This is a genomic window from Cupriavidus taiwanensis, from assembly GCF_900250115.1.
GTDB classification, from domain to species: domain Bacteria; phylum Pseudomonadota; class Gammaproteobacteria; order Burkholderiales; family Burkholderiaceae; genus Cupriavidus; species Cupriavidus taiwanensis_B.
The window spans coordinates 271,009-297,517 of the sequence record NZ_LT984803.1 but is presented as its reverse complement, the minus strand read 5'-3'; the positions used below and the strand labels follow the sequence as shown (position 1 = coordinate 297,517).

The following is a 26,509-nucleotide window of genomic DNA, read 5'->3' as shown; positions in this document are numbered from 1 at the left end:
GATCAATAATGATAACAATTCCCATTAAGCCACATAGACGAAGGTCGGGAAAGCGTCACAGCCCTTGAAAAAAAGGCGGCTGGCGCAGCACTTTCCGGATCATGGAAGTGCCGCGCCAGCCGCCTTTTGGCGTCAGAAAACCCTGATGGCTTCAGGGTCGTGTGATCTGCCTCAGCACCGCCGCCTGCTCCTCCGGATCGTAGGCCTGCAGCAGCTGATCGACCAGCGGTTCCAGCCGTTCGCAGTTGGCGTGCAGGATTTCCTGCTTGACCCGCAGCAACTGCGCCGGGTGCATGGAGAATTCGCGCAGTCCCATGCCGAGCAGCAGCCGGGTCATGGACGGATCACCCGCCATCTCGCCGCACACCGCCACCGGCACGCCGGCGCGGTTGGCTTCGCGGATGGTGCGCGCCACCAGCTGCAGCACCGCCGGATGCAGCGGGTCGAACAGGTGCGCCACGGCGTTGTCGGCGCGGTCGATCGCCAGCGTGTACTGGATCAGGTCGTTGGTGCCGATGGACAGGAAATCCATCTTGCGCAGGAACAGCGGCAGCAGCAGCACCGCCGCCGGAATCTCGATCATGGCGCCGACCTTCATGCCCGGATCGTAGGGCTCGCCGCGTTCGTCGAGCTGGCGCTTGGCCTTGGCGATCAGCGCGAGGGTCTGGTCGATCTCGCTGGCATGCGCCAGCATCGGCACCAGCAGCCGCACCGGGCCGAAGGCCGAGGCGCGCAGCAGCGCCCGCAGCTGGGTCAGGAACATGCCGGGCTCCGACAGCGACCAGCGGATCGCGCGCAGGCCCAGCGCCGGGTTCAGCGCGGTCTCGAAGTCATCGGCGCGGCCGTCGCCGCGGGCGTCCAGCGGCTTGTCGGCGCCGATATCGATGGTGCGGATGGTCACCGGCAGCCCGTGCATGGCATCGACCGCGCCGCGGTACGCGTGGAACTGCTCTTCCTCGCCCGGCAGCTGGTCGCGCCGGTTCATGAACAGGAATTCGGAGCGGAACAGGCCGACCCCAACCGCGCCGGCGGCCAGCGCGGCGCCGGCGTCCTCGGCCATTTCGATATTGGCCAGCAGCTCGATCTCGATGCCGTCGAGCGTCACCGCCGGCGTATGCCGCAGGCGCTGCAGGCGCTTCCTCTCCAGCACGCGCTCGCTCTGCCGATGGCGGTATTCCTCTAGGATGATGGCGGTGGGATCGACGATCACCAGGCCGGCGTCGCCGTCGATAATGATCCAGTCATCCTGGCGGATCAGCTCGCTCGCGCTCTGAACGCCGACCGCGGCCGGGATATCGAGGCTGCGCGCGACGATGGCGGTATGCGAGGTGCGCCCGCCGAGGTCGGTGACGAAGCCGTGGAACACGGTGTGGCGGAACTGCAGCATGTCGGCCGGCGCGATGTCGTGGGCCACCACGATCACGCCGGGCGCGGGCTCGCCGTCGGCGGCCAGCGCGGGCACCGGCGCCGGCACCAGCACCGGCGCGCCGGCGAGCGCCTTGAGGATGCGCTCCACCACCTGCTGGATGTCGGCCTTGCGCTCGCGCAGGTATTCGTCCTCGATCTCGTCGAACTGGCGCATCAGCTCTTCGAGGCGCGTGGTCAGGGCCCACTCTGCGTTGTAGCGCCGGCCCCGGATCAGTGCCTCGGGCTCGCGCGCCAGCGCCTCGTCGTCGAGGATCATCGCGTGCACGTCGAGGAAGGCGCCCATCTCTTCGGGCGCATCGCGCGGCAGGTCGCGCTTGAGCGCGGCCAGCTCGGCACGCACCGCGGCGCGCGCGGCGCGCAGCCGTTCCACCTCGGCGTCGAGCTGCTCCTCATCGACCAGGTAGTGCGACACGTCCAGCGCCGCGGGCGCGAGCAGGTGGGCGCGGCCGATGGCGACGCCGCGCGAGACCGGGATGCCGTGCAAGGCGAAAGGCATGTACCGCTCCGTCAGGAACGTTTATCAATTCGGGTCAAGGCCGCCGGCCTCACTCCCCTTCACCAAAGCGGTTGGCGATCAGTGCCAGCAGCGCGTCCATCGCCTCCTGCTCGTCGGGACCCTCGGTTTCAATGGTGATGGTGGAACCGATCCCGGCGGCCAGCATCATCACGCCCATGATGCTCTTGGCATCGACCTGGCGTCCGTTGCGGGACATCTTGACCTGGCTGACGAAGCTGCCGGCGAGCTGGGTCAGCTTGGCGGACGCGCGTGCATGCAGTCCGAGCTTATTGATGATGGTGGTGTCCCTCTGCAGCATATTTGTCGGGATGATTGGCGGTTTGATTCTGGACAGTGGTGGTGCCGACCTGCAGCACGCCCTGCGAGCCGCCGGCCAGCGCCTTGGTGGCGAGCTGGTCCAGCTTTTCGGCCCGGTAGCAGATGGCGCGGACCAGCATGGGAAGGTTGACGCCGGCCAGCACGCGCACGCGCCCGGGTTCGGCCAGGCGCGCGGCGATATTGGCCGGGGTGGCGCCGAAGATGTCGGTCAGGACCAGCGCGCCGTTGTCTTCGCAGATCGCATCCAGGCGGCGCCTGGCCTCGGCCAGCACCGCGGCGGGATCGGCATCGGGAAGGACGTCGATGGCTTCCAGCCGCTGCGGCTGGCCACAGTAGACGTGGGCGGCGCAATCGCGCAGGGCTGAGGCCAGCGGGGTGTGCGCGATGATCAGGATGCCTGCCATGATGGTGAATCCGTTGGATTGCCCCGATTGTAGCAGGCGCCCCCCGCGCTCCCGCTGCCTGTCCGGACCGCTGGCGCCTTAGCTGCCGGCAGCGCCGACGGCGTGTTCCAGCGCGTCGATGAACATCGCCGCGACATGGAAGCCGGTCTGCTGGGTGATCTCCTGGAAACAGGTCGGGCTCGTCACATTGACCTCGGTCAGGTAGTCGCCGATGACGTCCAGGCCGACCAGCAGCAGGCCCTGCTCCCACAGCCCCGGCGCCAGCGCCTCCGCGATCTCGCGGTCGCGCCGGCTCAGCTCCTGGGCGCGGCCGGTGCCGCCCGCGGCGAGGTTGCCGCGCACTTCGCCTGCCATCGGCACGCGCGCCAGCGAATACGGCACGGGCACGCCGCCGATCAGCAGCACGCGCTTGTCGCCGTCCTTGATCGCCGGGATATAGCGCTGCACCATCAGCGAGCGGGCGCCGTCCTGGCCCAGCGTCTCGACGATCGCGGCCAGGTTCATGCCGTCGGCGCCGACGCGGAACACGCCCATGCCGCCCATGCCGTCGAGCGGCTTGACGATGATGTCGCGGTGCTCGGCGTGGAAATCGCGTATCCGCGCCAGATCGCGCGTGACCAGCGTCGGCGTGATGAATTCCGGGTACTGGGCAATCGCCAGCTTCTCGGAATGGTCGCGGATCGCGCGCGGCTTGTTGAATACGCGCGCGCCCTGTGTCTCGGCCAGCTCCAGCAGCCAGGTGCTGGTCACGTATTCCATGTCGAAGGGAGGGTCCTTGCGCATCAGCACCGCGTCGAAGGCCGACAGCGGCTCGAGCGCGCTGTTGCCCTCGCGGTACCACGCGCCGGGCTCCGCGCCATCGTCGCCGGTCAGGTGCAGGCGCGTGGCGACGGTCTCGACCGTGCGCCCGGACAGCGCCAGCTGCGGCTGCAGGCACCAGTACAGCTCGTGGCCGCGCGCGGCGGCCTCGGCCATCATGGCGTAGGTGGAGTCCTTGTAGGTCTTGAAGGTCTCCAGCGGATCGGTGATGAAGAGGATGCGCATGGTGGCGTTCAGATGATCGGGTTCGGGTCGGTCTTCTCGAGCTCCAGCGACGCCGCCAGCAAGGCCAGCCGCGCCACCACGCCATACATGTAGAAGCGGTTGGGCACCGCCGCGCCAGGCTTGGCGTGGCTGTCCGGGATGCCGTTGGGCGCAAACGCCAGCGGCACGAAATGCATGCCCGGCGCGTTCAGGTTCTCGTCGTTGCCGCGGCCGGTGTGCACGCGGTAGAAGCCGCCCACCACATAGCGGTCGATCATGTAGACCACCGGCTCGGCCACCGCCTCGTTGACCTTCTCGAAGGTGTGCACGCCCTCCTGGATGATGACGTCGCTGACCTCCAGGCCCTCCTTGACCACGCTCATCTTGTTGCGCTCTTTCCGGTTCAGGCCCTTGATCTCGGACGGGTCGCGCACGGTCATGATGCCCATGCCATAGGTGCCTGCATCGGCCTTGACCACCACGTACGGGGTCTCCTTGATGCCGTACTCGCGGTACTTCTTGGCGATCTTCTTCAGCACGCCCTCGACCGCGTCGGCCAGTTCCTCCTCGCCCACGCGCTCGTGGAAATTCACGCCGGTGGTACGGGCGAAGTACGGGTTGACCATCCACGGGTCGATGTCGATCAGCTTGGCGAACTTCTTCGCCACCTCGTCATAGGCGGAAAAGTGGCTGCTCTTGCGGCGGGTGGACCAGCCGGCGTGCAGCGGCGGCAGCAGGTACTGCTCGTTGATGTTCTCCAGGATCGGCGGAATGCCGGCCGACAGGTCGTTGTTGAGCAGGATCGAACAGGGGTCGAAGTCCTTCAGCCCCAACCGGCGGCCCTTGGTGCCCAGGCGCGCCAGCGGCTCGACCACCAGGGTCTGGCCGTCGGGCAATTCGATCGGGGTCGGTTCGGTGATTTCCTCGGAAAGCGAGCCCAGGCGCACGTTCAGTCCCGCCTGGCGCATGATCAGCGACAGCCGCGCCACGTTCTGCAGGTAGAACATATTGCGGGTGTGGCGCTCCGGGATCAGCAGCAGGTTCTTGGCATCCGGGCAGATCTTCTCGATCGCGGCCATCGCCGCCTGCACCGCCAGCGGCAGCATCTCGGGAGCGAGGTTGTTGAAACCGCCCGGGAACAGGTTGGTATCGACCGGCGCCAGCTTGAAGCCGGCGTTGCGCAGGTCCACCGAGCAATAGAACGGGGGCGTATGCTCCTGCCATTCCAGCCTGAACCAGCGCTCGATGGACGGCGTCGCGTCCAGGATCTTCTTTTCCAGTTCGAGCAGCGGACCGTTCAGCGCGGTGATGAGATGCGGGACCATATCCATCCTATAGATCGTCTTAATCGTTCGCCCCGATTGTAGAGGAACGGCCAACCAGGCGCTGGCACACCCTTTATAAGGATATGCAGCGCCTGGCATAAGGGATAACCATATGGGGATGGGCGGCGCGAAATAAAGAGGCCGCGCCCGCGCGCCACCGCGGGGGCAAAAAAAAAGCGCGGCGATGCCGCGCTTTCAAATGGCCTGACAGATACGGGGAGCGTTCTGCAGGTGGAGGAAACTGCCTCAATGGCAATGTATGTGCGCCGCACATTAAAGACAATTGAAGCTTTTTAAGATCGGAGTTAAGCACCTTGCGAAAAGCCCGCGCGCGGCGCGGGGGATTGCCCGCTTGCCCGCACCGGCATTGGCTTGGCTGGTTTCGCGGGCGATCCGGGCAGGCCGCGCGATGGTCTTGTCGGCGGCAACGCGCGTGATCGCAGCGGCTTCAATGTCTGCAACCCCGGTCAACGCGACAAGAAAAAAGCCCGGCGCGCAGCCGGGCAAAACTCCTGAGAGCAGATTCCCAATCAGCTCTCCAGCACAACACCTTGGGGCTCAGCCTTCGTAGGCGGTCTCGCCGTGCGAGGTGATATCCAGGCCTTCGCGCTCTTCGTCTTCCGGCACGCGCAGCCCGATCAGCATGTCGACCAGCTTGTAGGCGACGAAGGCCACCACGCCGGACCACACCACGGTGGTCAGCACGCCTTCGAACTGCACCCACAGCTGGCCGGCGATCGAGTAGTCGTCCGCCACCTTGTTGGCGACGTAGTCGTAGATGCCGGTGCCGCCCAGGCTGGGCGCGGCGAACACGCCGGTCAGCAGCGCGCCGACGATGCCGCCCACGCCGTGCACGCCGAACACATCCAGCGAGTCGTCCATGCCCAGCATGCGCTTCAGTCCGGTCACGCCCCACAGGCACAGCAGGCCGGCCACCAGGCCCATCACGATCGAGCCCATCGGGCCGACGAAGCCCGCGGCCGGGGTGATCGCCACCAGGCCGGCGACCGCGCCCGAGGCGCCGCCCAGCATCGACGGCTTGCCCTTGCCGATCCACTCGCCGAAGGTCCACGACAGCACCGCGGCGCAGGTCGCCAGCAGCGTGTTGACGAAGGCCAGCGCGGCCGAGCCGTTGGCTTCCAGCGCCGAACCTGCGTTGAAGCCGAACCAGCCGAACCACAGCAGCGAGGCACCCACCATGGTGAAGGTCAGGCTGTGCGGACGGATCGCCTCGCGGCCGAAGCCGATGCGCTTGCCGAACATGAAGGCGCCCACCAGGCCGGCCACGGCGGCATTGATGTGCACCACGGTGCCGCCGGCAAAGTCCAGCGCGCCCTTCTGGAACAGCCATCCGGCCTTGGCCGTCGCGGCGGTGCCGGCGGCGGCGTCGGTGTAGGCGTCAGGGCCCGGCCAGAACCACACCATGTGGGCGATCGGCAGGTAGGCGAAGCTGAACCACAGCACCACGAACACCAGCACCGCCGAGAAGCGCGCGCGCTCGGCAAAGGCGCCGATGATCAGGCCGCAGGTGATGCAGGCGAAGGCGCACTGGAAGGCAAAGTAGCCCAGTTCCGGCAGCACCACGCCCTTGCTGAAGGTGGCGGCCACGGCGTCGACCGTCAGCCCCTTCATGAACAGCCGGTCGGTGCCGCCGAAGAAGGCATTGCCCTCGGTAAAGGCGAAGCTGTAGCCGTAGATGGCCCACAGCAGCGCCACCAGCGAGAAGATCACCAGGCACTGCATCAGCACCGACAGCATGTTCTTGGAGCGCACCAGGCCGCCATAGAACAGCGCCAGGCCAGGCAGCGTCATCAGGATCACGAACGCGGTCGAGACCAGCAGCCAGGCGGTGTCGCCCTTGTTGGGCACGGGCGCGGCCGGCGCGGCGGCGGCTTCAGCCGGTGCGGCCGCGGCGGGAGCTGCCGCAGGCGCCGCGGCGGGGGCTGCGGCAGCCGCGGCGGCGGCCGGCGTGGAAGTGGCGGCGGCCGAAGCCTCGGCGGCCGGCTTGTCCTGCGCGGCGGCCGGGCTCGACATGCCGACGCCGGCCATGCCGACGGTCAGCGCCACCGCGCCCGCCGCCAGGAATCGCTTGATCCAGGTATTCATGGAATTCACCTTTGTCTCTATGCTGTCTTGGGTCACAGGGCATCGCCGCCGGTCTCGCCGGTGCGGATGCGGATGACCTGCTCGATCGGGGCCACGAAGATCTTGCCGTCGCCGATCTTGCCGGTGCGGGCCGATTTCTCGACCGCCTCGATGGCGCGCTCGACCACGTCGTCGGGCACCGCCACCTCGATCTTCACCTTGGGCAGGAAGTCGACGATGTATTCGGCGCCGCGGTACAACTCGGTATGGCCCTTCTGGCGGCCGAAGCCTTTCACTTCGGTCACGGTGATGCCGGACACGCCCACGTCCGACAGCGCTTCGCGCACCTCGTCGAGCTTGAACGGCTTGATGACTGCGATGATGAGTTTCATCAGGATTCTCCTGGGAGCGGACCGGCATCAGCCCGCCCGGGCTGAGTCAGAGTTAAAAAGTCTTGGTGATCGAGGCCCACGCCGCGGCCTTGCCCAGGTAGCGGCCGCGGTTGGCGCTGGTGTAGGCCACTTCCTTGGCGTTGGTGTCGACATAGGCGACCGCCAGCGCAAAGCCCTTGCCCAGGTCCTTGGTCAGGCCGATCTTCCAGTCGGTGTACGAGGCATCGCTGTTGTGCTTGACCCCCTGGTAGCCGACGTGCGCGTTCAGCGTCAGGTCCCAGAAGTTCAGCGGCACGTTGGCGCTCAGGTCGACGTAGTAGCTGTTCTTGCTGTCGGCCCAGCCAAACAGGTTGGTGACCGAGTGCGAGTACTTCAGGAACACCGGGCCCCAGCCGACCCCGGCATACAGTTCGGTGGTGTACGGCCGCGGGTTGTTGTAGCCGCCGGGGTAGTAGTACTCGAGCACGCCCAGGTCATAGGCGAACTCGGTGCCGGCCACCTTGAAGGTGTTCTTGAAGCCGCCGTAGAAGTCCATCTCGACCGGCGCCGAGACCGCCGGGTTGGCGTCTTCCAGCCAGCTGATGCTGGAGTTCCAGTTGCCCACGTAGAAGCCGCTTTCATGCGCGTAGTCGAAACCACCCTGGATCGCCGGGCGCAGGTTGGTCTGGCTGATGCCGCGATAGCGGTAGTCCGTGACCAGCGACACGTTGGCCGTGAACGTATGCGGCGAGGCCGGTGCGGCAGCCGGGGCCGCGGCGTCGGTGCTCTGCGCCAGGGCGCCGCCGGCGGCACTGGCCAGGACCACCGCGCTGACTGCAAGGGCCAACTTCTTCATGGGGTTTTTCTCCTTTTCCTGATGGCTCGGATTTCGTTTAGTTGGATTGCGGTAAAGCTTTGAGGCAGCTCGGCATCACTACTGCAACTGCCGTGCCACCCTGCGAAAAGCGGCGATCCGTGCGCCACGCCTCGGGTCGGCCACGGTCCAGGGGAGCCTTGAATCCGCCCCGCGGCGACGCCATATCGGGTTAAAAGGTGTGAACGGGGCGGCGCCGGTGCTTTCGCCGGCGTGCCGCTGGGGCGATAATCGAGGCCTGACGGTAGCTGCGCACGGCGCGCATGCACGGGACTCGCCCGCATTCAGGGCGCCCAATTCCAGTGCGAAAGCGCGCCATACGCCAGATGCTCACCGGGATCGGCACCAGTCAGGTGCGCAAAGGAGAAACCATGAAACCGACCGACCTCTTCAACGACCTGCAGAACAAGGTCAGCGAGGCGCTGCGCAATTCGCCGGCAAGGGACATCGAGAAAAACGTGCGCAGCATGATGACCCAGGGCTTTGCCCGGCTGGACCTGGTCACGCGCGAGGAGTTCGACGTCCAGTCGCAGGTGCTGGCGCGCACCCGTGCCCGCCTCGAGGAACTGGAAAGCCGCGTGGCCGAGCTGGAGCGCCGCGCCGGCATCCCGCCCGGCGCCGGCTCGGTGGACTCGACCGGGGGCGCGTGAACACGCCGGCCCCGCCCCGATCCTCCCGCCTGCCTGAAGGCCGCCGTTCCTGGCGGCCTTTTTCGTTAACAGTTCCGTGCGGTGCGATGCCATGAGCCTTGCCGTCCTGCGCAGCCGGGCCCTGACCGGCATCGCCGCGCCGCCGGTGCGGGTCGAGACCCACCTGGCCAACGGCCTGCCGGCCTTCACCATCGTCGGCCTGGCCGACACCGGCGTGCGCGAAAGCCGCGAGCGCGTGCGGGCCGCCATCCTCAACAGCGGCTACGAGTTTCCCAACCGCCGCATCACCGTCAACCTGGCTCCGGCCGACCTGCCCAAGGAATCCGGCCGCTTCGACCTCGCCATCGCGCTGGGCATCCTGGCCGCCAGCGGGCAGATCCCGGCCGACGCGCTGGACGCGCATGAATTCGCCGCCGAGCTGTCGCTCTCCGGCGAACTGCGTCCGGTGCGCGGCGCGCTGGCCATGGCGATGGGGCTGGCGCGCGACAATGCCGCCCGCGCCGGCTCAGGCGAGGCGCCGCGCGCCTTCCTGGTGGCCGCGGGCAACGGCGGCGAAGCCGCTCTGATCGAAGACCTGGCCGTGCACGCCGCCGCCACGCTGCGCCAGGCCTGCGACCACCTCGGCCCCGGGACCGAGGCGCGCCTGCCCCGCGCCATGCCTCCGCTGCTGCCCGCCGCCACCGGGCGCGGCCCCGACATGTGCGAAGTGCGCGGCCAGGCGCAGTCGCGCCGGGCCATGGAGGTGGCCGCCGCGGGCCAGCACTCGGTGCTGCTGGTGGGCCCGCCCGGCACCGGCAAGTCGATGCTGGCGCAGCGCCTGCCCGGCCTGCTGCCGCCGATGTCGCTGCAGCAGGCGCTGGAAGCCGCCGCCGTGATGAGCCTGACCCCGGGCGGCTTTCGCGCCGAGGCCTGGGGCGTGCGCCCCTGCCGCGCGCCGCACCACACCGCGTCGGGCCCGGCCATGGTCGGCGGCGGCGGCAATCCGCGCCCCGGCGAGATCTCGCTCGCGCACCACGGCGTGCTGTTCCTGGACGAATTGCCCGAGTTCGACCGCCGCGTGCTCGAAGTCCTGCGCGAGCCGCTGGAGTCGGGCCGCATCACCATCGCCCGCGCCAACGGCCACGCCGACTTTCCCGCCTGCTTCCAGTTCGTGGCGGCGATGAACCCGTGCCCGTGCGGCTACCTCGGCCATCCCGACCGGCCGTGCCGCTGCACGCCCGACCAGGTGCGCCGCTACCAGTCGCGCATCTCCGGCCCCATGCTCGACCGCATCGACCTGCAGGTCGAGGTGCCCGCGCAGGACCAGGGCGAAATGCTCGACGGCCCGCCCGGCGAAGCCAGCGCCGCGGTGCGCGTGCGCGTGCTCGCTGCGCGCGAACGGCAACTGGCGCGGCAGGGCAAACCCAACAATGAACTGGGCGGACGCGAGATCGAGCAGCACTGCGCCATGGACCCGCAGGCGCAGGCTTTGCTGCGCGGCGCGATGACGCGGCTGGCATGGTCGGCGCGCTCGTACTTCCGCGTGCTGAAGGTGGCGCGCACGATTGCGGACCTGGCCGGCGCGGACTTGCTGAACGCCGCGCACGTGGGCGAGGCCATCCAGTACCGGCGCGCGCTGAGGATGGCCGGCTAGGGCGATCCGCGCCTCAGGCCTCTTCCGACCATTGCACGCCTTCGCGCGCCATGAACGCCGACGATGCCGCCGGCCCCCAGGTGCCGGCGGTATAGGGCCGCGGGCCCTCGTCCTGCGCGCGCCACGCCTCCAGGATCGGGTCGACCCAGGTCCAGGCGGCCTGCAGTTCGTCGCGCCGCACGAACAGCGCCAGCCGTCCGCGGATCACGTCGAGCAGCAGGCGCTCGTAGGCCTCGGCGCGGCGCGTGGTGAAGGCGGAATCGAGGTTCAGCGCCAGGCTCAGCGGCTTGAGCTTCATGCCCTCGCCCGGCTGCTTCACCATCAGCGTGAGCCGCACCGACTCTTCCGGCTGCAGCCGGATCACCATGCGGTTGGGCTGCAGCGTGCTGCCCGGGTCGAAGATCGAATGCGGCACGTCGGCGAAGTGGATCACCACCTCGGTCACGCGCTCCTGCATGCGCTTGCCGGTGCGCAGGTAGAACGGCACCTGGTTCCAGCGCCAGGTGCCAAGCTCGGCGCGCATCGCGACAAAGGTCTCGGTGCGGCTGTCGGGCGGAATCCCGTCTTCCTGCAGGTAGCCGCGCACCAGCTCGCCGCCGATGGCGCCGGCGGTGTACTGGCCGCGCACGGTGTTGCGGCGCACGTCTTCGGGCGACATCGGCCGCAGCGAGCGCAACACCTTGAGCTTTTCATCGCGCACCGCGTCCGAGTTGAGCGATGCCGGCGGTTCCATCGCCAGGATGCTGACCAGCTGCAGCAGGTGGTTCTGCACCATGTCGCGCATGGCGCCGGCCTCGTCGTAGAAGCCGCCGCGGGTGCCCACGCCGACGGTCTCGGCCACGGTAATCTGCACGCTGCGCACGAACGGTGTGCGCCACAGCGGCTCGAAGATCGAGTTGCCGAAGCGCAGCGCCATCAGGTTCTGCACCGTCTCCTTGCCCAGGTAGTGGTCGATCCGGTAGGTACGGTCCTCGCTGAAATAGCGGCTCACCACCTCGCCGATGTCGATGGCCGACGCCAGGTCCACCCCCAGCGGTTTTTCCAGCACCAGCCGGGTGTCGTCGGCAATCAGGCCATGGCTGGCGAGGTTGTCGCAGGTGGCGGCGAACAGCCCCGGTGGCATCGCCATGTAGTAGATCCGCAGCGCGTCGCTGCGCAGCTGCGCGGCCAGCGCCGGGTAGTCCGCCGCCTGCGCGGCATCGAGATGCACGAAGTCCAGCCGCTGCAGGAAGGCCTGCCATTTGGCGGTGTCGAGATAGCGCGCATCGACAAACGGTTGTGCGCTTTCGTCGGCAAAATCGACGAAGGCCTCGCGATCCCAGCGGTGCCGCCCCACGCCGATGATGCGGGTGCCGTCAGGCAGATTGCCGTCGCGGTGGCACATGTAGAGCGACGGCAGCAGCTTGCGCGCCGACAGGTCGCCGGCGCCGCCGAAGATGACGAGGTCGAGCGGCCGGTCGTCGGCAGTGCCGAAGGCAGACACGGTGCGGGTGGTTGGCATGACGGGCTCCTTGCGTGCCGATGGGGGTGGGGTTGGCCGGGGGCGGGCAAGCCGGCGCCCCGCGGCGGTACCTCATCCCATCCATTCTGCTTCCAGATGCGTGCGACCGGTTATGCAATGCGATGGCGCCGGATCGAGCGGAACAACGGTTCGCGACCATAAAAATACCAATGCAGGCCATCCCGACCATGATGTACTCCATTGGCATTGAGCCAGCGCCGAATGGCAGTATCACAGGCGCACCGTGAACGGAAGTTCGGTGCCACACATACAGCCGCGAGCATGGACTTTTACGCAACCATGCAACCGTGGGCCTGCGGTCCGGCGCGCCCAACCTATGCAGTACCAGTTGGCGAATACCTGCGCATGGTGCCTGCATCACCTGCTCCCGCCGATGTTTCCCGCACGGCCGTAAACGTCCTAGATTGGTATTAACTACATCGGCCTTGGTAGCTACGAGGAGTCGCATGGATCAACGGCTGCAGTCCCTCAAGCCGGATGAGGCGGACGCCACGCCGATCTACCTGCAGGTGGCGCGCAAGCTCACCGCCGCCATCCAGGCGGGACAATGGCGGGTGGGCGATGCGCTGCCGTCGGAGCGCACGCTGGTCGATTCGCTGCGGATTTCGCGTGTCACCGCGCGGCACGCGCTGCAGGTGCTGGCCGACGAAGGCACCATCACGCGCAGCCGTGGCGCAGGCACCTTTATCGCCCAGCGCGCCGAGCCGCGGCCGGCGCGGCTGGACAACTTCAGCGAGCTGGCGCGCCGGCGCGGCATGACGCCGGCGAGCGAGCTGGTGGGGTTCGAGCGCCGCCGCGCCACCGCGCAGGAAAGCGCGGAACTGGCCCTGCCCGAGGGCGACGAGATCGTCAGGCTGACGCGGCTGCGCAAGGCCGACGGACAGATCTACTGGATGGATGTGACCACGCTGGCGCTGGCCGTGCTGCCCGATGCCAGCGCCATCGGCGAATCGCTCTACGCCTACCTGGAGCGCATCGGCAAGCCGGTGCTGCGTGTCACCGAGACCCTGCGCGCGGTCGTCGCCAACGCGGAACTGGCCGCGCGCCTGGGCATCGCGCCGGGCGAGCCGTTGCTGCATATCCGCCGCACCGGCTACACCCATGGCGACAAGCCGGTCGAACTGACCGACGCGTACTGCCTGAACGACTTCTACGAGCTGAAGCAATAGCGCCCGCCGGCACCGGCCACCGGCGGTTCCACCGGCGGCGGGGGCGGATCGTCCTCGGGCGACAGCGGCAGGTCGGGCGGCACGCCCGGCGGCGCGGGCTCTTCCACCGGGGGCACGGTATGGCGCGGCCGCGGGCGCGCACCGGCGATGGGGTTCAGCGAGGCGGGCATGCGCGGTCTCCAAGGCGTGGCTTCCTCCTCATTGAAGCAAACCCCGCCCGCGCACGCCAGTGCGGATGCCGCGCCGGTCAGGCGTGCTGCCGGCGCACGAAGAACAGCGCCGCGCCCACCGCCATCAGCACGCTGCCGAAAAACCGGTTCTGCCACAGCACCGCGCGGGCATTGCGGAACAGGCCCTGCATGCGCGACGCCAGCAGCGCGTAGCCATGCATCACCACCAGGTCGACGCCACACATGGTGACTGCCAGGATCGCCAGCTGCGGCGCCAGCGGCCGGTTCGGGTCGATGAACTGCGGCAGCACCGCGACCATGAAGATGATGCCCTTGGGATTGGTCACGTTGGTCAGCAAGCCGGTGGCGAAGCGCCGGCGCCGGCTCATCACGGCCACGCGCGCCGGGCCGCCGTCGTGCGCGGCATCCACTTCCACGCGTGCGCGCCATTGCTGGATGCCGAGATAGATCAGGTACAGCGCGCCGATGGTCTTGACCGCCAGGAAGGCCTGCTCCGAGGCCAGCAACAGCGCGCCGAGCCCGCCGCCGGCCACCAGCAGCACGATCACCAGGCCGGCCTGCAGGCCGAAGATGGTGGTGGTGGTCCTGCGCAACCCGTACGACAGGCCATGGCTCATCGACAGCACCGCGCCCGATCCCGGCGACACGGCGATCACCCAGCACGCGGCGAAATAGGCCAACCAGACTTCCCAACGCATTTCGATTCTCCTTTGACTGCAACCATGCCGGGCGGCGCATCGCCCCGCCGGCATCTGTACTTCGCTCAGGCGCCGCGGCGCTCAGAACGGGTGGAACCCGTCCAGGAACTGCTCCACCTGCTCGGCCTGGCGCGCGTCGCGCGCGGCCGCGCCGGACTCCAGCACCACCGCCTGGAACGCGCGCGTGCCCACCGCCACCAGCCGCGCGCTGAGCCGGCGCGGCGACTGGTCCCGCGGCGACACGCCGCTGGCCTGCAGTTCCAGGCCGGCGAGCGCACGGCCCGGCCGGTCGGCGCTCATGATCGTGACCGGCCGCGTGCGCGCCTCCCCCGACAGCGTGCCCAGGTTGGCCAGCAGGCCGGCCTGCATCGCCGCCAGGGCCTCGCGCCGCAGCGCTTCGTCGTCGGCGGGCAGGGTCACCACGCCCACGGCGAAAAGCGTGTCGTCGATGCGCGCGGCCTCCATCGTCATCGGCAGCTTGCGCCCGGCGATGGCCACGTCGCGCGCGGCGCTGGTGGGCTTGCCGGGATAGAGCGCGGCGTAGCCGCCCTCGCCCGACTGGATGGTGCGCCAGTCATAGCGCGGCGAACAGGCGCACAGGGCCAGCGCGAGCAGCACGGCGCAGCATTTCAGGGACCAGCGGGGCGCGGCAACAGGGCTCGGCGGGGGCGGCACGTGGCGCATGGGCGAAACGGGGCGGAAGGACAGGCCGGGATCGGCGCGCGCGGGCGCGAGTCGCCGGCGCGCGGAAACCGGTATTATCCCGGAAGCGGCGCGCCAGTGCTTGCCGCGCCGCCTCCGCTGCCCCCACATCCGCCATGCCCGCCTCCCGCCTCGACTGCGCCGCCGCCGCCCGCACCTGCCTGCAGGGGCTGGCCGCGGGCGCGCTGCTGACCGCCATGGCCGCCATGGCCAAGGTGTTCGCCGCCAGCTCGCCGCACCTGCCGCCGGCGACTGACCTCGCCGCCCACGGCGCCGACGCCGCGCGCCGCGGCGAGCCGCTGGTGGTGCTGGTGTCGATGCCGGGCTGCGGCTATTGCGATGCGGTGCGCCGCAACTACCTGGGCCCGCAGGCCGCCGCCGGCGAGATCGCCGTGCGCGAACTCGACATGAGCGCCGACACGCCGCTGCGCGATGCCGATGGCAGCCACACCACCGCGCGCGCCTGGGCCCGCGCGCACCAGATCAGGGTGGCGCCGACGGTGCTGTTCCTGGATCGCCAGGGCCGCGCCGCCGCCAGCCCGCTGCGCGGCATGCAGCCCGACTTCTATGGCGCCTACCTGGAACAGGCGCTGGCGCAGGCGCGCGCCGCCGTCGCCGCGCGCAAGTGACGGAACGGTTCCAGCGCAGGCGCGCAAGGCGGTGGCGCACAGCGCGCGAACGCCTGCCGCATTAGAATGTCCCACTGCTGACCGGACCTGCCGGTCCCTCCCTGCACTAACGAAGCGGCCCAGCCGGATTCCCATGACCACTACTCCCGCCTCCAAGCCCTCCCGCAAGCCCTGGCCCATCGTCGCCGCCGTGGTGGTGCTGGCGCTGCTGGGCTGGTTCGGCTACCGCGCGCTGTCGCCGTCCGGTACCGCGCCGGCCGCCACCTTCACGCTGCTGTCCGGCGAAAAGGTCAGCACCGCCGACCTCAAGGGCAAGGTCTACCTGGTCAACTTCTGGGCCACCAGCTGCGCCACCTGCATCAAGGAGATGCCGGACATGGTCAAGACCTACGAGCAGTTCAAGGGCAAGGGGCTGGAGTTCGTCGCGGTGGCGATGAACTACGACCCGCCCATGTACGTGATGAACTTCGCCAAGACCCGCGCGCTGCCGTTCAAGGTGGCGATGGACTCCGACGGCAGCGCGGCCAAGGCCTTCGGCAATGTGGGACTGACGCCGACCACCTTCGTGATCGACAAGGAAGGTCGCATCCTCAAGCGCTACGTCGGCGAGCCCGAGTGGGACGCGCTGCACAAGCTGCTCGACGGCGCGCTGGCAAAGTCGGCCGCATAACGCCGCGGCCGCCGCCGCGATCTGACGACAAAAGGTGCTCATCGAGCACCTTTTGTCGTTGGACGGCGCGATCCTGCGCGCGGCGGGTTGCGCCCGCGGGCTGTATGGATATACAGTTGGCGCCAGTCTTTTCCAAGCGCTTCCGCCCGCCCCGCCCGTGACCCTGGACCTTGCCCCCGCTGCCGCAGCCGCCGCAGCCACCGCACCCGACGCCGAAGCGCTCCCCGCCTACCTGTCCCGGCTCAATCCTGAGCAGCGCGCCGCGGTCGAGCACGGCAGCGAGGCGCCGCTGCTGATCATTGCCGGCGCCGGCTCGGGCAAGACCAACACGCTGGCGCACCGGGTCGCGCGCCTGGTGCTGGGCGGCGCCGATCCGCGCCGCATCCTGCTGCTCACGTTCTCGCGGCGCGCCGCCGCCGAGATGGGCCGGCGCGTCGAGCGCATCGTCGACCAGGCGCTCGGCACCAGCACCGGCGCGGGGCGCGCGGCGCTGCAGTGGTCCGGCACCTTCCACGCCATCGGCGCGCGGCTGCTGCGCGAATATGCCGAGACCCTGGGCCTGGCGCCCGCCTTCACCATCAGCGACCGCGGCGATGCCGCCGACCTGATGCACGTGGTGCGCCACGACCTGGGCCTGTCCGAGACCGCCAGCCGCTTCCCGAAGAAAGAAACCTGCCTGTCGATCTATTCGCGCGTGGTCAACACCCAGGCGCCGCTGGAAGACGTGCTCAGGCAGCAGTTCCCCCGCTATGCGATGTGGGCCGACGCGCTGCGCACGCTGTTCGCCGGCTATGTCGAGGCCAAGCAGAAGCAGCACGTGCTCGACTACGACGACCTGCTGCTGTACTGGGCGCAGGCCATGGCCGAGCCCGCCATCGCGCACGACATGGGCGCGCGCTTCGACCATATCCTGGTAGACGAATACCAGGACACCAACGCGCTGCAGGCGTCGATCCTGCTGGCGCTGCGGCCCGACGGCCGCGGCCTGACCGTGGTCGGCGACGACGCCCAGTCGATCTACGCCTTCCGCGGCGCCACCGTGCGCAATATCCTCGATTTCCCCGCGCAGTTCACGCCGCCGGCGCAGCAGGTCACGTTGTCGCAGAACTACCGCTCGACCCAGCCGATCCTGCAGGCCGCCAACGCGGTGATCGGGCTCGCGGCCGAGCGCTACACCAAGGACCTGTGGTCCGAGCGCCAGTCGGCCGAGAAACCGGGCGTGATCGTGGTCAACGATGAGGCCGACCAGGCCCGCTTCGTGGTCGAACAGGTGCTGGCGCGGCGCGAGGCCGGCCTCACGCTGATGGCGCAGGCGGTGCTGTTCCGCGCCGCCGACCACAGCGCGCAGGTCGAGATCGAGCTGGCGCGGCGCAATATCCCGTTCGTGAAGTTCGGCGGCCTCAAGTTCCTGGAATCGACCCACGTCAAGGACGTGCTGGCGGTGGTGCGCTGGCTGGAAAACCCGCGCGACCGCATTGCCGGCTTCCGCACGCTGCAGCTGCTGCCCGGCATCGGCCCCAAGACCGCGGCGCGCGTGCTCGATGCCATGGCGCTGGCGACCGAGCCGCTGTTCTCGCTGCAGGAATTCGAGCCGCCGCCGGCCGCGGCGCCTGCGTGGGCAGACCTGCTGGGGCTGGCCCGCGTGCTGATGTCGCCGGCCTCGCCGTGGCCGTCGGAATTCGAGCAGGTGCTGGCCTGGTACACGCCGCACCTCGAGCGCCTGCATGACGATGCGCCCGCGCGCCAGGCCGACCTGCAGCAGCTGGAGCGCATCGCCGCCACCTATGGCGCGCGCGAGCGCTTCCTGACCGAGCTGACGCTGGACCCGCCCAGTGCCTCCAGCGATGAATCCGGCGTGCCGTCGCGCGACGAGGACTACCTGATCCTGTCGACCATCCATTCGGCCAAGGGCCAGGAGTGGAAGGCGGTGTACGTGCTGAATGCCGTCGACGGCTGCATGCCGAGCGACCTGGCCACGGGCACCACCGAAGAGATCGAGGAAGAGCGGCGGCTGCTGTACGTGGCGATGACGCGGGCCAGGGACCACCTCGACGTGATCGTGCCGCAGCGGTTCTACGTGCACCAGCAGGTGGGCTTCGGCGACCGGCATGTGTATGCGTCGCGCACGCGGTTTTTGCCGAACCGGGTGATGCCGAACTTCTACAGCCGCTCGTGGCCGCCGCCGCCGATGCCGGGGGAAGGGCCGGTCAGGCCCGCGCTGGCGCCGGTGGATCTGGCCAGTCGGATGCGGAATATGTGGCGGTGAATGTCAGACGGGCGCTGGCTGGCTCCCCTCTCCCGCGAAGCGGGAGAGGGGAGAAAACAAGCGGTCTGCATAGGACATCGCCGTTCGTCGGCCTTGGCGTCAGGCCACCTTTTCCAGCAGCAAGCCCTTCAGGTATTCCCCTTCCGGGAACGCCGCCAGCATCGGATGATCCGTGCCGGCCGACAGCCTGCGCAGGATGCGCGCGTCCGCCCGCGCATCGGTCACCGCGCCGGCGACGATCTTCTGGAACAGCTCCATGCTGATCGCGCCCGAGCACGAGTACGTGAACAGCAGCCCGCCCGGCCGCAGCAGCTGCGTGCCGACCAGGTTGATCTCCTTGTAGGCGCGCGCGGCGCGGTCGATATGCTGGGCCGACGGCGCGAACTTGGGCGGGTCCAGCACGATCAGGTCGAACTGGCGGCCCTCGGCGCGGAATTCGCGCAGCGACTTGAACACGTCGGCGTCGAGCCAGCTCGCGCGCTGCGCATCGAAGCCGTTCAGCGTGACGTTGCCCGCGGCGATCTTCAGCGCCTCGCCCGACGAATCGATCGACGTCACAGCCTTGGCGCCACCGCGCAGCGCGGCCAGCGAGAAGCCGCCGGTATAGCAGAAGCAGTTCAGCACCTCGCGCCCTTCGGCGAGGTCGCCGACCAGCTTGCGGTTGTCGCGCTGGTCGACATAGAAGCCGGTCTTGTGGCCGTTGCGCACGTCGACGTAATAGCGCACGCCATGCTCGGTCACCGACAGCGCCGGATCGGGCTCGGCGCCGGCGAGCACGCCGGTCACCAGCTCGAGCCCCTCGCGCTGGCGCACCGCGGCGTCGGAACGCTCATAGACGTTGGGGCAGCCGGTCTCCTTGACCAGCGCCTGCACGATCGCGGCCTTCCAGTGCTCGACGCCGGCCGAGTTGAACTGGCACACCAGCTGGCCGGCGGCGCCGTTGCCGTAGTAGTCGACGATCAGGCCGGGCAGCCGGTCCGATTCGCCGAAGATCAGCCGCAGCGCGTCGCTGTCGCGCACCCACTGGCGCCGGTAGGCAATGGCTGCGGCCACGCGGCGCTTGAACAGGGCGTGGTCGACCGGCTCGTTCTCGTCGAAGGTCCACACCCGCGCGCGGATCTGCGATTCGGGGCTGTAGGCGGCCTTGGCCAGGAAACGGCCGTCGGCGGCGCGCACGATCACGGTGGCACCCGGCTCGCAGCGGCCTTCGGTGGTGGCGATGCCGGTGGCATAGATCCACGGGTGGCGGCGCAGCAGGGATTTTTCCTTGCCGGGTTTCAGGGTGATGGTGTTCATGTTGGTATGGGGAAGAAACTTGCCGAAGCCGCGGTGTTTTGCACGCTGCGGCGAAGCTCCCCTCTCCCGCTGGCGGGCGAGGGGTTGGGGGAGAGGGCCGGAATTTCAGACGAAGTGACGCGTGTCGGTATGCCAGCGCCTGCCCTCTCCCCGGCCCCTCTCCCGCATGCGGGAGAGGGGAGCAAACAATACGGGTGAGAAAGTCCTACAGCATTGCTGCTTACAGCACCACCTTCACCATCGGATGCGAAGTCAGCGCCCGGTACAGGTCATCGAGCTGCTCGCGGCTGGTCACCCATACCGTCACGGTCAGGCCCAGGTAGTTGCCCTTGCTCGACGGGCGCATTTCCATCTTGCCGGCGTGGAAGTCCGGATCGAACTGCTGCACCAGCGTGACGATGGCTTCGGCGAAGCCGTCCTGCATCGCGCCCATCACCTTGATCGGGAAATGGCTCGGGTATTCGATCAGCGACTGCTCCGGCGGGATCTCGCCGGGCTTGTTGCCGCTGCCTTGGTTGTCGGTCGTCATCTCGGATTCTCCGGCGCAAGGCCGGCGCGCGGCGGGGCGCACCGGCTCGCGCGCATTCAGGTCACTTGCGCTTGAACCACAGGCGGATGGTGTCCCACAGGCGGCCGAAGAAGCCGGCCTCGGGCACTTCTTCCAGCGCCACCACCGGGAATTCGGCCACCTTGTTGTTGCCGTCCATCAGCTTGACCATGCCCACCTGCTGGCCCGCCGAGATCGGCGCGATCAGCAGTTCCTGGCGCTCCAGCACCGGCTTCAGGCGCCCGCCGGTGCCCTTCGGCACGGTGACGAAGGTCTCGTTCTGCACGCCGATCTTGACCGTGCCGCTCTTGCCCTTGTAGATGTCCGGCGTGGCCAGCACCTGGCCCTTGTCATACAGGCGCAGGGTGTCGAAGAACTGGAAGCCATAGTTGAGGATCTTCAGGCTTTCCTGGGTGCGCACCTGTTCGGTGGTGGTGCCGATCACGATCGAGATCAGGCGGCGCGAGCCGTCCGGCACGTTGGCCAGCGGCCGCTTGGCCGACGAGATCAGGCAATAGCCGGCGGACTTGGTGTGGCCGGTCTTGACGCCGTCGACGGTCGAGTCGATGTACAGCAGGCGGTTGCGGTTGGGCTGCCTGATCTTGTTATAGGTGAACTCCTTCTGCGAGTACATGCTGTAGTACTCGGGGAAGTCCTTGATCAGGCGCGTGGTCAGCGTCGCCAGGTCGACCGCGGTGGTGTAGTGGTTGGGGTCGGGGATGCCGTCGGTATTGGTGAAGTGGGTGTTCTTCATGCCCATGCGCTGGGCCTCGCGGTTCATCATCGCGACGAAGCCCTCTTCCGAGCCGCCGACGGCCTCGGCCAGCGCCAGCGCGGCGTCGTTGCCCGACTGCACGATCAGGCCCAGCAGCAGGTCCTGCACCGTGACCGGCTTGTTGGGCTCGATGAACATGCGCGACTCGTCGCTTTTGACCTTGAGCACCAGGTTGGTCGGCACCACCGCCTGGTCCAGCGTCAGGCGCTTTTCCTTGAGTGCCTCGAACGCCAGGTAGGCGGTCATCAGCTTGGTCAGCGAGGCCGGCTCGATGCGCGCGTCGGCGTTCTGCGAGGCCAGGGCCTGGCCGCTGGTGACGTCATACAGCATCCACGACTTGGCTGCGACCTGCGGCGTCGGCACGCCCTGCGCCAGCACGGCGGCGGGCGCGGTCGCCAGCACGATGGCGGTAGCGATGGCAGCGGGAGCAAAGGCGAACGAAAGGCGTGTCGTGGCTCGATTCAGCATGTTTCTGTTTTCCGACAGTAAGAAGGTGGCGCGGGAAGTTCCGGGATGGCGGGCGTGCCGGCCTTACCGGTCCCACGCATTGACGACGAGCTGCTTGATCAGGTGCAGCTTGCGGTGAAAGAAATGGTCGGCGCCGGGGATCACGATCACCGGCAACTCCTGCGGGCGGGCCCAGTCGAATACGCTGGCCAGCGGCACGGTGTCGTCCTGTTCGCCATGGATCACGATGGTGTCGGCCGGCACCTGCGCCACCTCCCAGCGGCTGGCGGCGGTGCCCACCAGCACCAGGCGCTGCACCGGGGTGCCGGCTTCGGCCAGGCGGCGCGCCACATGGGTGCTGACGAAGCTGCCGAACGAGAACCCGCCCAGCGCCAGCGGCAGCGTCGCGGCCTGCGCCGACCACGCGGTCTGCCCGCGCATCCAGGCCGCCACGGCGAGCAGGTCGTCCTGTTCGCCGATGCCGTTGTCATGCTCGCCGGCGGTCGCGCCGACGCCGCGGAAGTTGGGGCGCACGGTGGCATAGCCCAGCTGCACGAAGGCGCGCGCCAGCGTCTGCGCGACCTTGTTGTCCTTGGTGCCGCCAAACAGCGGATGCGGATGCGCCACCAGCGCCAGGCCTCGCGGCTCGCCTTGCGGCAGGTCCACCGAAACGTCGATCGCGCCGACGGGGCCGGCGATGGAAAGTACCTGGGTATGCGCGTTCATAGGGCGGTCTGGGCAATCACGAGGCCGGCTGGCTCAGGCGGGAAATCCCGGGTCGAAAAATGAAAAAACCGTCCGGCGTGCGGGCGGCGGGGTCTGGCATTGGCGCTGCGGCATCGGCAGCGCCGCGGACTTCGTCCTGGTTCAGCGGTCCACCATCAGCCGCTCGACCGGCTTGCCCTTGAGCAGGTGGCTGTCGATGATTTCATCGATGTCATGCTCGTCGACATAGGTGTACCAGATGGCCTCGGGGTAGACCACCAGCACCGGGCCGAGTTCACAGCGGTTCAGGCAGCCGGCCTTGTTGATGCGCACGCGGCCTTCGCCGCCGGCGATGCCCAGTTCCTTGCAGCGCTTCTTGGCGTATTCCTGCATGGCCTTGGCGTTGTAGTTGGCACAGCAGTTCTCGCCGGCCTCGCGCTGGTTCAGGCAGAAAAAGACGTGGTGCTGGTAGTAGCTGCGCATGCGTACGGTGTGAAGACGGCCCCGGACGGCGGCACGGCCCGGACGGCATTGAACGGAAGCTCGGAATTATACGGCGTTGCGAGCGCCAGGCCGCGATATACGGCAGCCTTGGGCACGCCGCCGTTCGCCACCGCCCGCCGCAGGTGGCGCCTCGCGCACCCTGTGCCCGCCGGCCATTCCGGTTCGCCGGAGCCGCGTCGTCCGGGATTCCGGAATCCCGGAGGCCCGGCACCGCCCCGCGGCCAGCCTTTCGTTGTGAATCAACCAGTTAGCGATATCGGTTGGACTGGCATGCCGGTTGCGAATTCCCGACCCTGAACGCGCCGCAAGCGTGACGGCGCGCGCCCGCGCGGACCCGCCCGGGTACGGTCAACACCGAGGACGACATCATGAGGAAACCCTTCTACAAGATCCTGTACGTGCAGGTCCTGTTCGCCATCTGCATCGGCATCCTGCTCGGCCACTTCTGGCCCGACACGGGCGTCGCCATGAAACCGCTGGGCGATGGCTTCATCAAGCTGATCAAGATGATCATCGGCCCGATCATCTTCTGTACCGTCGTGACCGGCATCGCCGGCATGAGCGACATGAAGAAGGTCGGCCGCGTCGGCGGCAAGGCGCTGCTGTACTTCGAGGTGGTGTCGACCTTCGCGCTGCTGATCGGGCTGGGCGCCGCGCACCTGCTCAAGCCGGGCGTGGGCTTCAATATCGACCCGGCCACGCTCGACACCAAGGCCATCGCCCAGTACGTGTCGAAGGCGCACGGCCAGAGCACGGTCGAGTTCCTGATGCACATCATCCCCGACACCGTGTTCAGCGCCTTCGCCAACGGCGACATCCTGCAGATCCTGCTGGTGTCGCTGTTCTTCGGCGCCGCGCTGGCGGTGCTGGGCGAGCGCGCCCGCATCGTGGTGCAGCTGATCGAGCAGGTCTCCAAGGTCTTCTTCCACATCGTCCACGTAATCACCAAGGTCGCCCCGATCGGCGCCTTCGGCGCGATGGCGTTCACCATCGGCAAGTACGGCCTGGGCTCGCTGGTGCCGCTGCTCAAGCTGATCGGCACCTTCTACTTCACCGCCATCGTGTTCGTGCTGGTGGTGCTGGGCACGATCGCGCGCATGACCGGCTTCAGCATCGTGCGCTTTATCTCGTACATCAAGGAAGAGCTGCTGATCGTGCTCGGCACCAGCTCGTCCGAAGCGGCGCTGCCGCACATGATGGAAAAGCTCGAGAAACTGGGCTGCTCCAAGTCGGTGGTGGGCCTGGTGGTGCCGACCGGCTACTCGTTCAACCTCGATGGCACCAACATCTACATGACCATGGCGGTGATTTTCATCGCGCAGGCGACCGGCATCGAACTGACGCTGATGCAGCAGCTGACCATCCTGGCGGTGGCGATGATCACCTCCAAGGGCGCCAGCGGCGTGACCGGCTCGGGCTTCATCACGCTGGCGGCGACGCTGGCGGTGGTGCCGACCATCCCGGTCGCGGGCATGGTGCTGATCCTGGGCATCGACCGCTTCATGAGCGAATGCCGCGCGCTGACCAACATCATCGGCAATGGCGTGGCCACGGTGGTGGTGTCGGCATGGGAACGCGAGCTGGACCGCAAGCGCCTGGCGCGCGTGCTGCAGCACGGTGCCGGCGACGATGCCGACGCGCTTGGCGAAGCCGGCCAGCGCGCCGCCTGAAACGGTCGCGACTGCGGCCGCTCCCGCGCGCGCGCCTGCCCCGGGCGCGCGCCTGCGGGTATCATCGGCGCGACACCCTCGCGCGCCGATGCCACACTCCGACGACTTTCTCGCCGTGCATGACCCCGCCGCCACCCGCCCGGTGCACGCGCCGGCGGCCGGCAGCGGGCGCTGGTGGGGCTTTGCCGTCGCGCTGGCCGCGGGCCTGCTGCTGCTGTGCGCGCTGACCTGGCTGGTCTCGGTCCAGCGCGGCCTGGCCAGCCTGCAGCAAGGCACCGCGACGCGCGCCGACCGCTACGCCGCCACGCTCGAAAGCACCCTCGACCGCTACGAGTTCCTGCCCGCGCTGGTCTCGCTGCACCCCTTCGTGCGCGGGCTGCTCGCCGCTCCCGACGATGCGCAGCGCGTCGCCGCCGCCAACCAGTACCTGGCCGAGGTCAACCGCCGCGCGCATGCGTCGGCCACCTATGTGATCGCCGCCAACGGCATCGCGCTGGCGGCCAGCAACCACGGCCAGCCGGGCAGCTTCGTCGGCACCGACTACCGCTTCCGCCCCTACTTCCAGACCGCCGCGGGCGGCCAGATGGGGCGCTTCTACGCCATCGGCATCACCAGCGACGAGCCCGGCTATTACATTGCCCAGCCGATCGAGGCCGGCGGCAAGGTCATCGGCGTGACCGTGGTCAAGCTCAACCTGGAGTGGTTCCAGCGCGCCGGCAGCGGCGCCGAGCCGCTGATGGTCAGCGACGACCACGGCGTGATCTTCCTGTCGTCGGTGTCGGCGTGGCAGTACCGCACCTTGCGCCCGCTGCCGCCGGCGCTGCGCGCGGAGATCGAGCGGACCCGCCAGTACCACGGCCGCGCGGTGACGCCGCTGCCGCTGGAACCGCTGGCGTCGCCGGTCACGCGCTGGCTGGCCGACACCACGCTGGCGCACGGCGCGCGCCTGGTGCGCGTGCGCGACGAGGCCGCCGCCGGCCGTACCACCTTTGCCCCGGACGGCGCCGCACGCGCCGACCGCTACCTGGAGCTGAACCGCACCGTGGGGCCGGCCGGCTGGACCATGCAGGTGATGGCGCCGCTGGAGCCGGTGCTGGCCAACGCGCGCAACGCCACCGTGGCCGCGGCGCTGGCCTATGCCTGCATCTGCCTGCTGCTGGTCAACTGGCGCCAGCGCCGCCAGCGCGCGCGCGACATGCAGTACAGCCGCCGTTTGCTGGAGGCCGCCTATGACCAGCTGGAGCGTCGCGTCGAGGCCCGCACCGCCGACCTGATGGCGATCAACGAGAAGCTGGAAGACGAAGTGGCCGAGCGCACCCGCGCCGAAAGCGAGCTGCGCGCGGCCCAGGACGAGCTGGTTCAGGCCAGCAAGCTGGCCGCGCTGGGACAGATGGCGGCCGGCATCACGCATGAGCTGAACCAGCCGCTGGCGGCGCTGCGCACGTTCTCGGACAACACCCGCGTGCTGCTGGCACGCGGCCAGCTGGACGCGGCCGAAGGCAACCTGACGGCAATTGCCGACCTGACCGAGCGCATGGGCAAGATCACCGGCCAGCTCAAGCTGTTTGCCGGCAAGGCGCGCCCGGTGCAGCGGCCGGTGGCGCTGCGCGCGGCGGTCGACCACGTGCTGGCGCTGCTGGCGCCGCGGCTGGGCGCGGTCACGCTCCACCTGGCTGGCCTGGACGCGGTGCCGGGCCTCGCCGTGCGCGCCGACGAGCTGAAGCTGGAACAGGTGCTGCTGAACCTGCTCGGCAATGCGCTCGATGCCATTGCCGCGGCCGCGCCGGCGCAGGGTCGCATCGACCTGGACGTGCAGGCCGGCGAGCACGCCGTCACCATCGTCGTGCGCGACAACGGCACCGGCATCGCGCCGGAAGCGCTGCCGCGCCTGTTCGAACCCTTTTTCACCACCAAGGAAACCGGCCAGGGACTGGGCCTGGGACTGGCGATCTCGTCGTCGATCGTACGCGAGTTCGGCGGCCAGCTCAGCGTCGCCAACGTCCCCGGCGGCGGCGCGCAGTTCACGCTGGTGCTGGCGCGCGCGCCCGCCATCGATCCGGCGCCATCGGTTTCCGCGTCATCATGAGTAC

25 protein-coding genes are annotated in these 26,509 nt (G+C 68.7%); 8 read left to right on the top strand and 17 right to left on the bottom strand.

Annotation, left to right across the window (positions count from 1 at the left end; translation table 11 throughout):
* Positions 1 to 151 precede the first annotated feature (151 nt).
* The 8 genes from ptsP to CBM2586_RS01415 all read right to left on the bottom strand — a co-directional run bounded on the left by ptsP (position 152) and on the right by CBM2586_RS01415 (position 8,327).
* Entirely contained in the window at positions 152 to 1,924 is a 1,773-nt protein-coding gene (ptsP, locus tag CBM2586_RS01450) for a phosphoenolpyruvate--protein phosphotransferase (protein WP_115663148.1), read from the bottom strand.
* 49 nt (positions 1,925 to 1,973) lie between these two features.
* Positions 1,974 to 2,243, bottom strand: a complete 270-nt coding sequence (locus CBM2586_RS01445) for an HPr family phosphocarrier protein (RefSeq protein ID WP_018008656.1) — start codon at positions 2,241 to 2,243, stop codon at positions 1,974 to 1,976.
* The gene (locus CBM2586_RS01440) at positions 2,212 to 2,667 is read right to left on the bottom strand and encodes a PTS sugar transporter subunit IIA (protein WP_062796549.1); all 456 of its coding nucleotides are present in this window, start codon (positions 2,665 to 2,667) and stop codon (positions 2,212 to 2,214) included. The genes CBM2586_RS01445 and CBM2586_RS01440 overlap by 32 nt, the downstream gene beginning before the upstream one ends.
* A gap of 78 nt (positions 2,668 to 2,745) precedes the next feature.
* The gene (gshB, locus tag CBM2586_RS01435) at positions 2,746 to 3,711 is read right to left on the bottom strand and encodes a glutathione synthase (protein ID WP_115663149.1); all 966 of its coding nucleotides are present in this window, start codon (positions 3,709 to 3,711) and stop codon (positions 2,746 to 2,748) included.
* A gap of 8 nt (positions 3,712 to 3,719) precedes the next feature.
* A complete protein-coding gene (gshA, locus tag CBM2586_RS01430; protein ID WP_062802025.1) occupies positions 3,720 to 5,015 on the bottom strand; it encodes a glutamate--cysteine ligase in 1,296 nt (431 codons plus the stop codon).
* A gap of 558 nt (positions 5,016 to 5,573) precedes the next feature.
* Positions 5,574 to 7,121, bottom strand: a complete 1,548-nt coding sequence (amt, locus tag CBM2586_RS01425) for an ammonium transporter (RefSeq protein ID WP_115686676.1) — start codon at positions 7,119 to 7,121, stop codon at positions 5,574 to 5,576.
* Positions 7,122 to 7,153: 32 nt separating this feature from the next.
* On the bottom strand, positions 7,154 to 7,492 hold the full coding sequence (locus tag CBM2586_RS01420; protein WP_010814843.1) for a P-II family nitrogen regulator: 339 nt from the start codon (positions 7,490 to 7,492) through the stop codon (positions 7,154 to 7,156).
* A gap of 52 nt (positions 7,493 to 7,544) precedes the next feature.
* Positions 7,545 to 8,327, bottom strand: a complete 783-nt coding sequence (locus CBM2586_RS01415; protein ID WP_115686675.1) for a TorF family putative porin — start codon at positions 8,325 to 8,327, stop codon at positions 7,545 to 7,547.
* A gap of 389 nt (positions 8,328 to 8,716) precedes the next feature.
* Here CBM2586_RS01415 and CBM2586_RS01410 point away from each other — a divergent pair, with 389 nt between their 5' ends.
* Together CBM2586_RS01410 and CBM2586_RS01405 are read left to right on the top strand one after the other, a co-directional pair.
* Positions 8,717 to 8,995, top strand: coding sequence for an accessory factor UbiK family protein (locus CBM2586_RS01410; protein WP_012351595.1), 279 nt, complete (start codon positions 8,717 to 8,719; stop codon positions 8,993 to 8,995).
* A 91-nt stretch (positions 8,996 to 9,086) separates the two neighbouring features.
* On the top strand, positions 9,087 to 10,628 hold the full coding sequence (locus CBM2586_RS01405) for a YifB family Mg chelatase-like AAA ATPase (protein ID WP_115663152.1): 1,542 nt from the start codon (positions 9,087 to 9,089) through the stop codon (positions 10,626 to 10,628).
* Positions 10,629 to 10,641: 13 nt separating this feature from the next.
* Here the strand turns inward: CBM2586_RS01405 and zwf are convergent, their stop codons facing one another.
* On the bottom strand, positions 10,642 to 12,129 hold the full coding sequence (zwf, locus tag CBM2586_RS01400; RefSeq protein ID WP_115686674.1) for a glucose-6-phosphate dehydrogenase: 1,488 nt from the start codon (positions 12,127 to 12,129) through the stop codon (positions 10,642 to 10,644).
* A gap of 467 nt (positions 12,130 to 12,596) precedes the next feature.
* Between zwf and CBM2586_RS01395 the strand changes: the two genes are divergently transcribed.
* Entirely contained in the window at positions 12,597 to 13,319 is a 723-nt protein-coding gene (locus CBM2586_RS01395) for a GntR family transcriptional regulator (RefSeq protein ID WP_115663154.1), read from the top strand.
* Here the strand turns inward: CBM2586_RS01395 and CBM2586_RS01390 are convergent.
* The 3 genes from CBM2586_RS01390 to CBM2586_RS01380 all read right to left on the bottom strand — a co-directional run bounded on the left by CBM2586_RS01390 (position 13,301) and on the right by CBM2586_RS01380 (position 14,892).
* Positions 13,301 to 13,489: a hypothetical protein gene (locus CBM2586_RS01390; RefSeq protein ID WP_115663155.1), complete on the bottom strand. Its 189-nt coding sequence runs from the start codon at positions 13,487 to 13,489 to the stop codon at positions 13,301 to 13,303. The two genes, CBM2586_RS01395 and CBM2586_RS01390, sit on opposite strands and share 19 nt — an antisense overlap.
* Before the next feature lie 77 nt (positions 13,490 to 13,566).
* Entirely contained in the window at positions 13,567 to 14,208 is a 642-nt protein-coding gene (locus CBM2586_RS01385; protein WP_115686673.1) for a LysE family transporter, read from the bottom strand.
* 81 nt (positions 14,209 to 14,289) lie between these two features.
* Entirely contained in the window at positions 14,290 to 14,892 is a 603-nt protein-coding gene (locus tag CBM2586_RS01380) for a hypothetical protein (RefSeq protein ID WP_115686672.1), read from the bottom strand.
* Positions 14,893 to 15,026: 134 nt separating this feature from the next.
* Here CBM2586_RS01380 and CBM2586_RS01375 point away from each other — a divergent pair, with 134 nt between their 5' ends.
* From CBM2586_RS01375 to CBM2586_RS01365, 3 genes are all read left to right on the top strand, one after another.
* The gene (locus CBM2586_RS01375; RefSeq protein ID WP_115686671.1) at positions 15,027 to 15,539 is read left to right on the top strand and encodes a thioredoxin fold domain-containing protein; all 513 of its coding nucleotides are present in this window, start codon (positions 15,027 to 15,029) and stop codon (positions 15,537 to 15,539) included.
* A 133-nt stretch (positions 15,540 to 15,672) separates the two neighbouring features.
* On the top strand, positions 15,673 to 16,209 hold the full coding sequence (locus CBM2586_RS01370; RefSeq protein ID WP_115663159.1) for a TlpA disulfide reductase family protein: 537 nt from the start codon (positions 15,673 to 15,675) through the stop codon (positions 16,207 to 16,209).
* A 157-nt stretch (positions 16,210 to 16,366) separates the two neighbouring features.
* On the top strand, positions 16,367 to 18,475 hold the full coding sequence (locus tag CBM2586_RS01365) for an ATP-dependent helicase (protein WP_115686670.1): 2,109 nt from the start codon (positions 16,367 to 16,369) through the stop codon (positions 18,473 to 18,475).
* A 99-nt stretch (positions 18,476 to 18,574) separates the two neighbouring features.
* Here CBM2586_RS01365 and CBM2586_RS01360 read toward each other — a convergent pair whose 3' ends face one another.
* The 5 genes from CBM2586_RS01360 to CBM2586_RS01340 all read right to left on the bottom strand — a co-directional run bounded on the left by CBM2586_RS01360 (position 18,575) and on the right by CBM2586_RS01340 (position 22,728).
* Positions 18,575 to 19,771, bottom strand: coding sequence for a class I SAM-dependent rRNA methyltransferase (locus tag CBM2586_RS01360; RefSeq protein ID WP_115663161.1), 1,197 nt, complete (start codon positions 19,769 to 19,771; stop codon positions 18,575 to 18,577).
* A gap of 220 nt (positions 19,772 to 19,991) precedes the next feature.
* Positions 19,992 to 20,300 carry an HP0495 family protein gene (locus CBM2586_RS01355; RefSeq protein WP_115663162.1) on the bottom strand — a complete coding sequence of 103 codons (309 nt, stop codon included), beginning with the start codon at positions 20,298 to 20,300 and terminating at the stop codon, positions 19,992 to 19,994.
* 61 nt (positions 20,301 to 20,361) lie between these two features.
* Positions 20,362 to 21,561 (bottom strand): D-alanyl-D-alanine carboxypeptidase family protein, encoded by a 1,200-nt coding sequence (locus CBM2586_RS01350; RefSeq protein ID WP_115663163.1) that lies wholly within the window; start codon positions 21,559 to 21,561, stop codon positions 20,362 to 20,364.
* Between the two features lie 63 nt (positions 21,562 to 21,624).
* Entirely contained in the window at positions 21,625 to 22,266 is a 642-nt protein-coding gene (locus CBM2586_RS01345) for an alpha/beta hydrolase (RefSeq protein ID WP_115663164.1), read from the bottom strand.
* Positions 22,267 to 22,407: 141 nt separating this feature from the next.
* Positions 22,408 to 22,728, bottom strand: coding sequence for a (2Fe-2S) ferredoxin domain-containing protein (locus CBM2586_RS01340; RefSeq protein WP_012351580.1), 321 nt, complete (start codon positions 22,726 to 22,728; stop codon positions 22,408 to 22,410).
* A 389-nt stretch (positions 22,729 to 23,117) separates the two neighbouring features.
* Here CBM2586_RS01340 and CBM2586_RS01335 point away from each other — a divergent pair, with 389 nt between their 5' ends.
* Entirely contained in the window at positions 23,118 to 24,419 is a 1,302-nt protein-coding gene (locus CBM2586_RS01335; RefSeq protein WP_115686669.1) for a dicarboxylate/amino acid:cation symporter, read from the top strand.
* Positions 24,420 to 24,507: 88 nt separating this feature from the next.
* The gene (locus CBM2586_RS01330) at positions 24,508 to 26,505 is read left to right on the top strand and encodes a sensor histidine kinase (protein WP_115663842.1); all 1,998 of its coding nucleotides are present in this window, start codon (positions 24,508 to 24,510) and stop codon (positions 26,503 to 26,505) included.
* Positions 26,506 to 26,509: the final 4 nt, after the last annotated feature.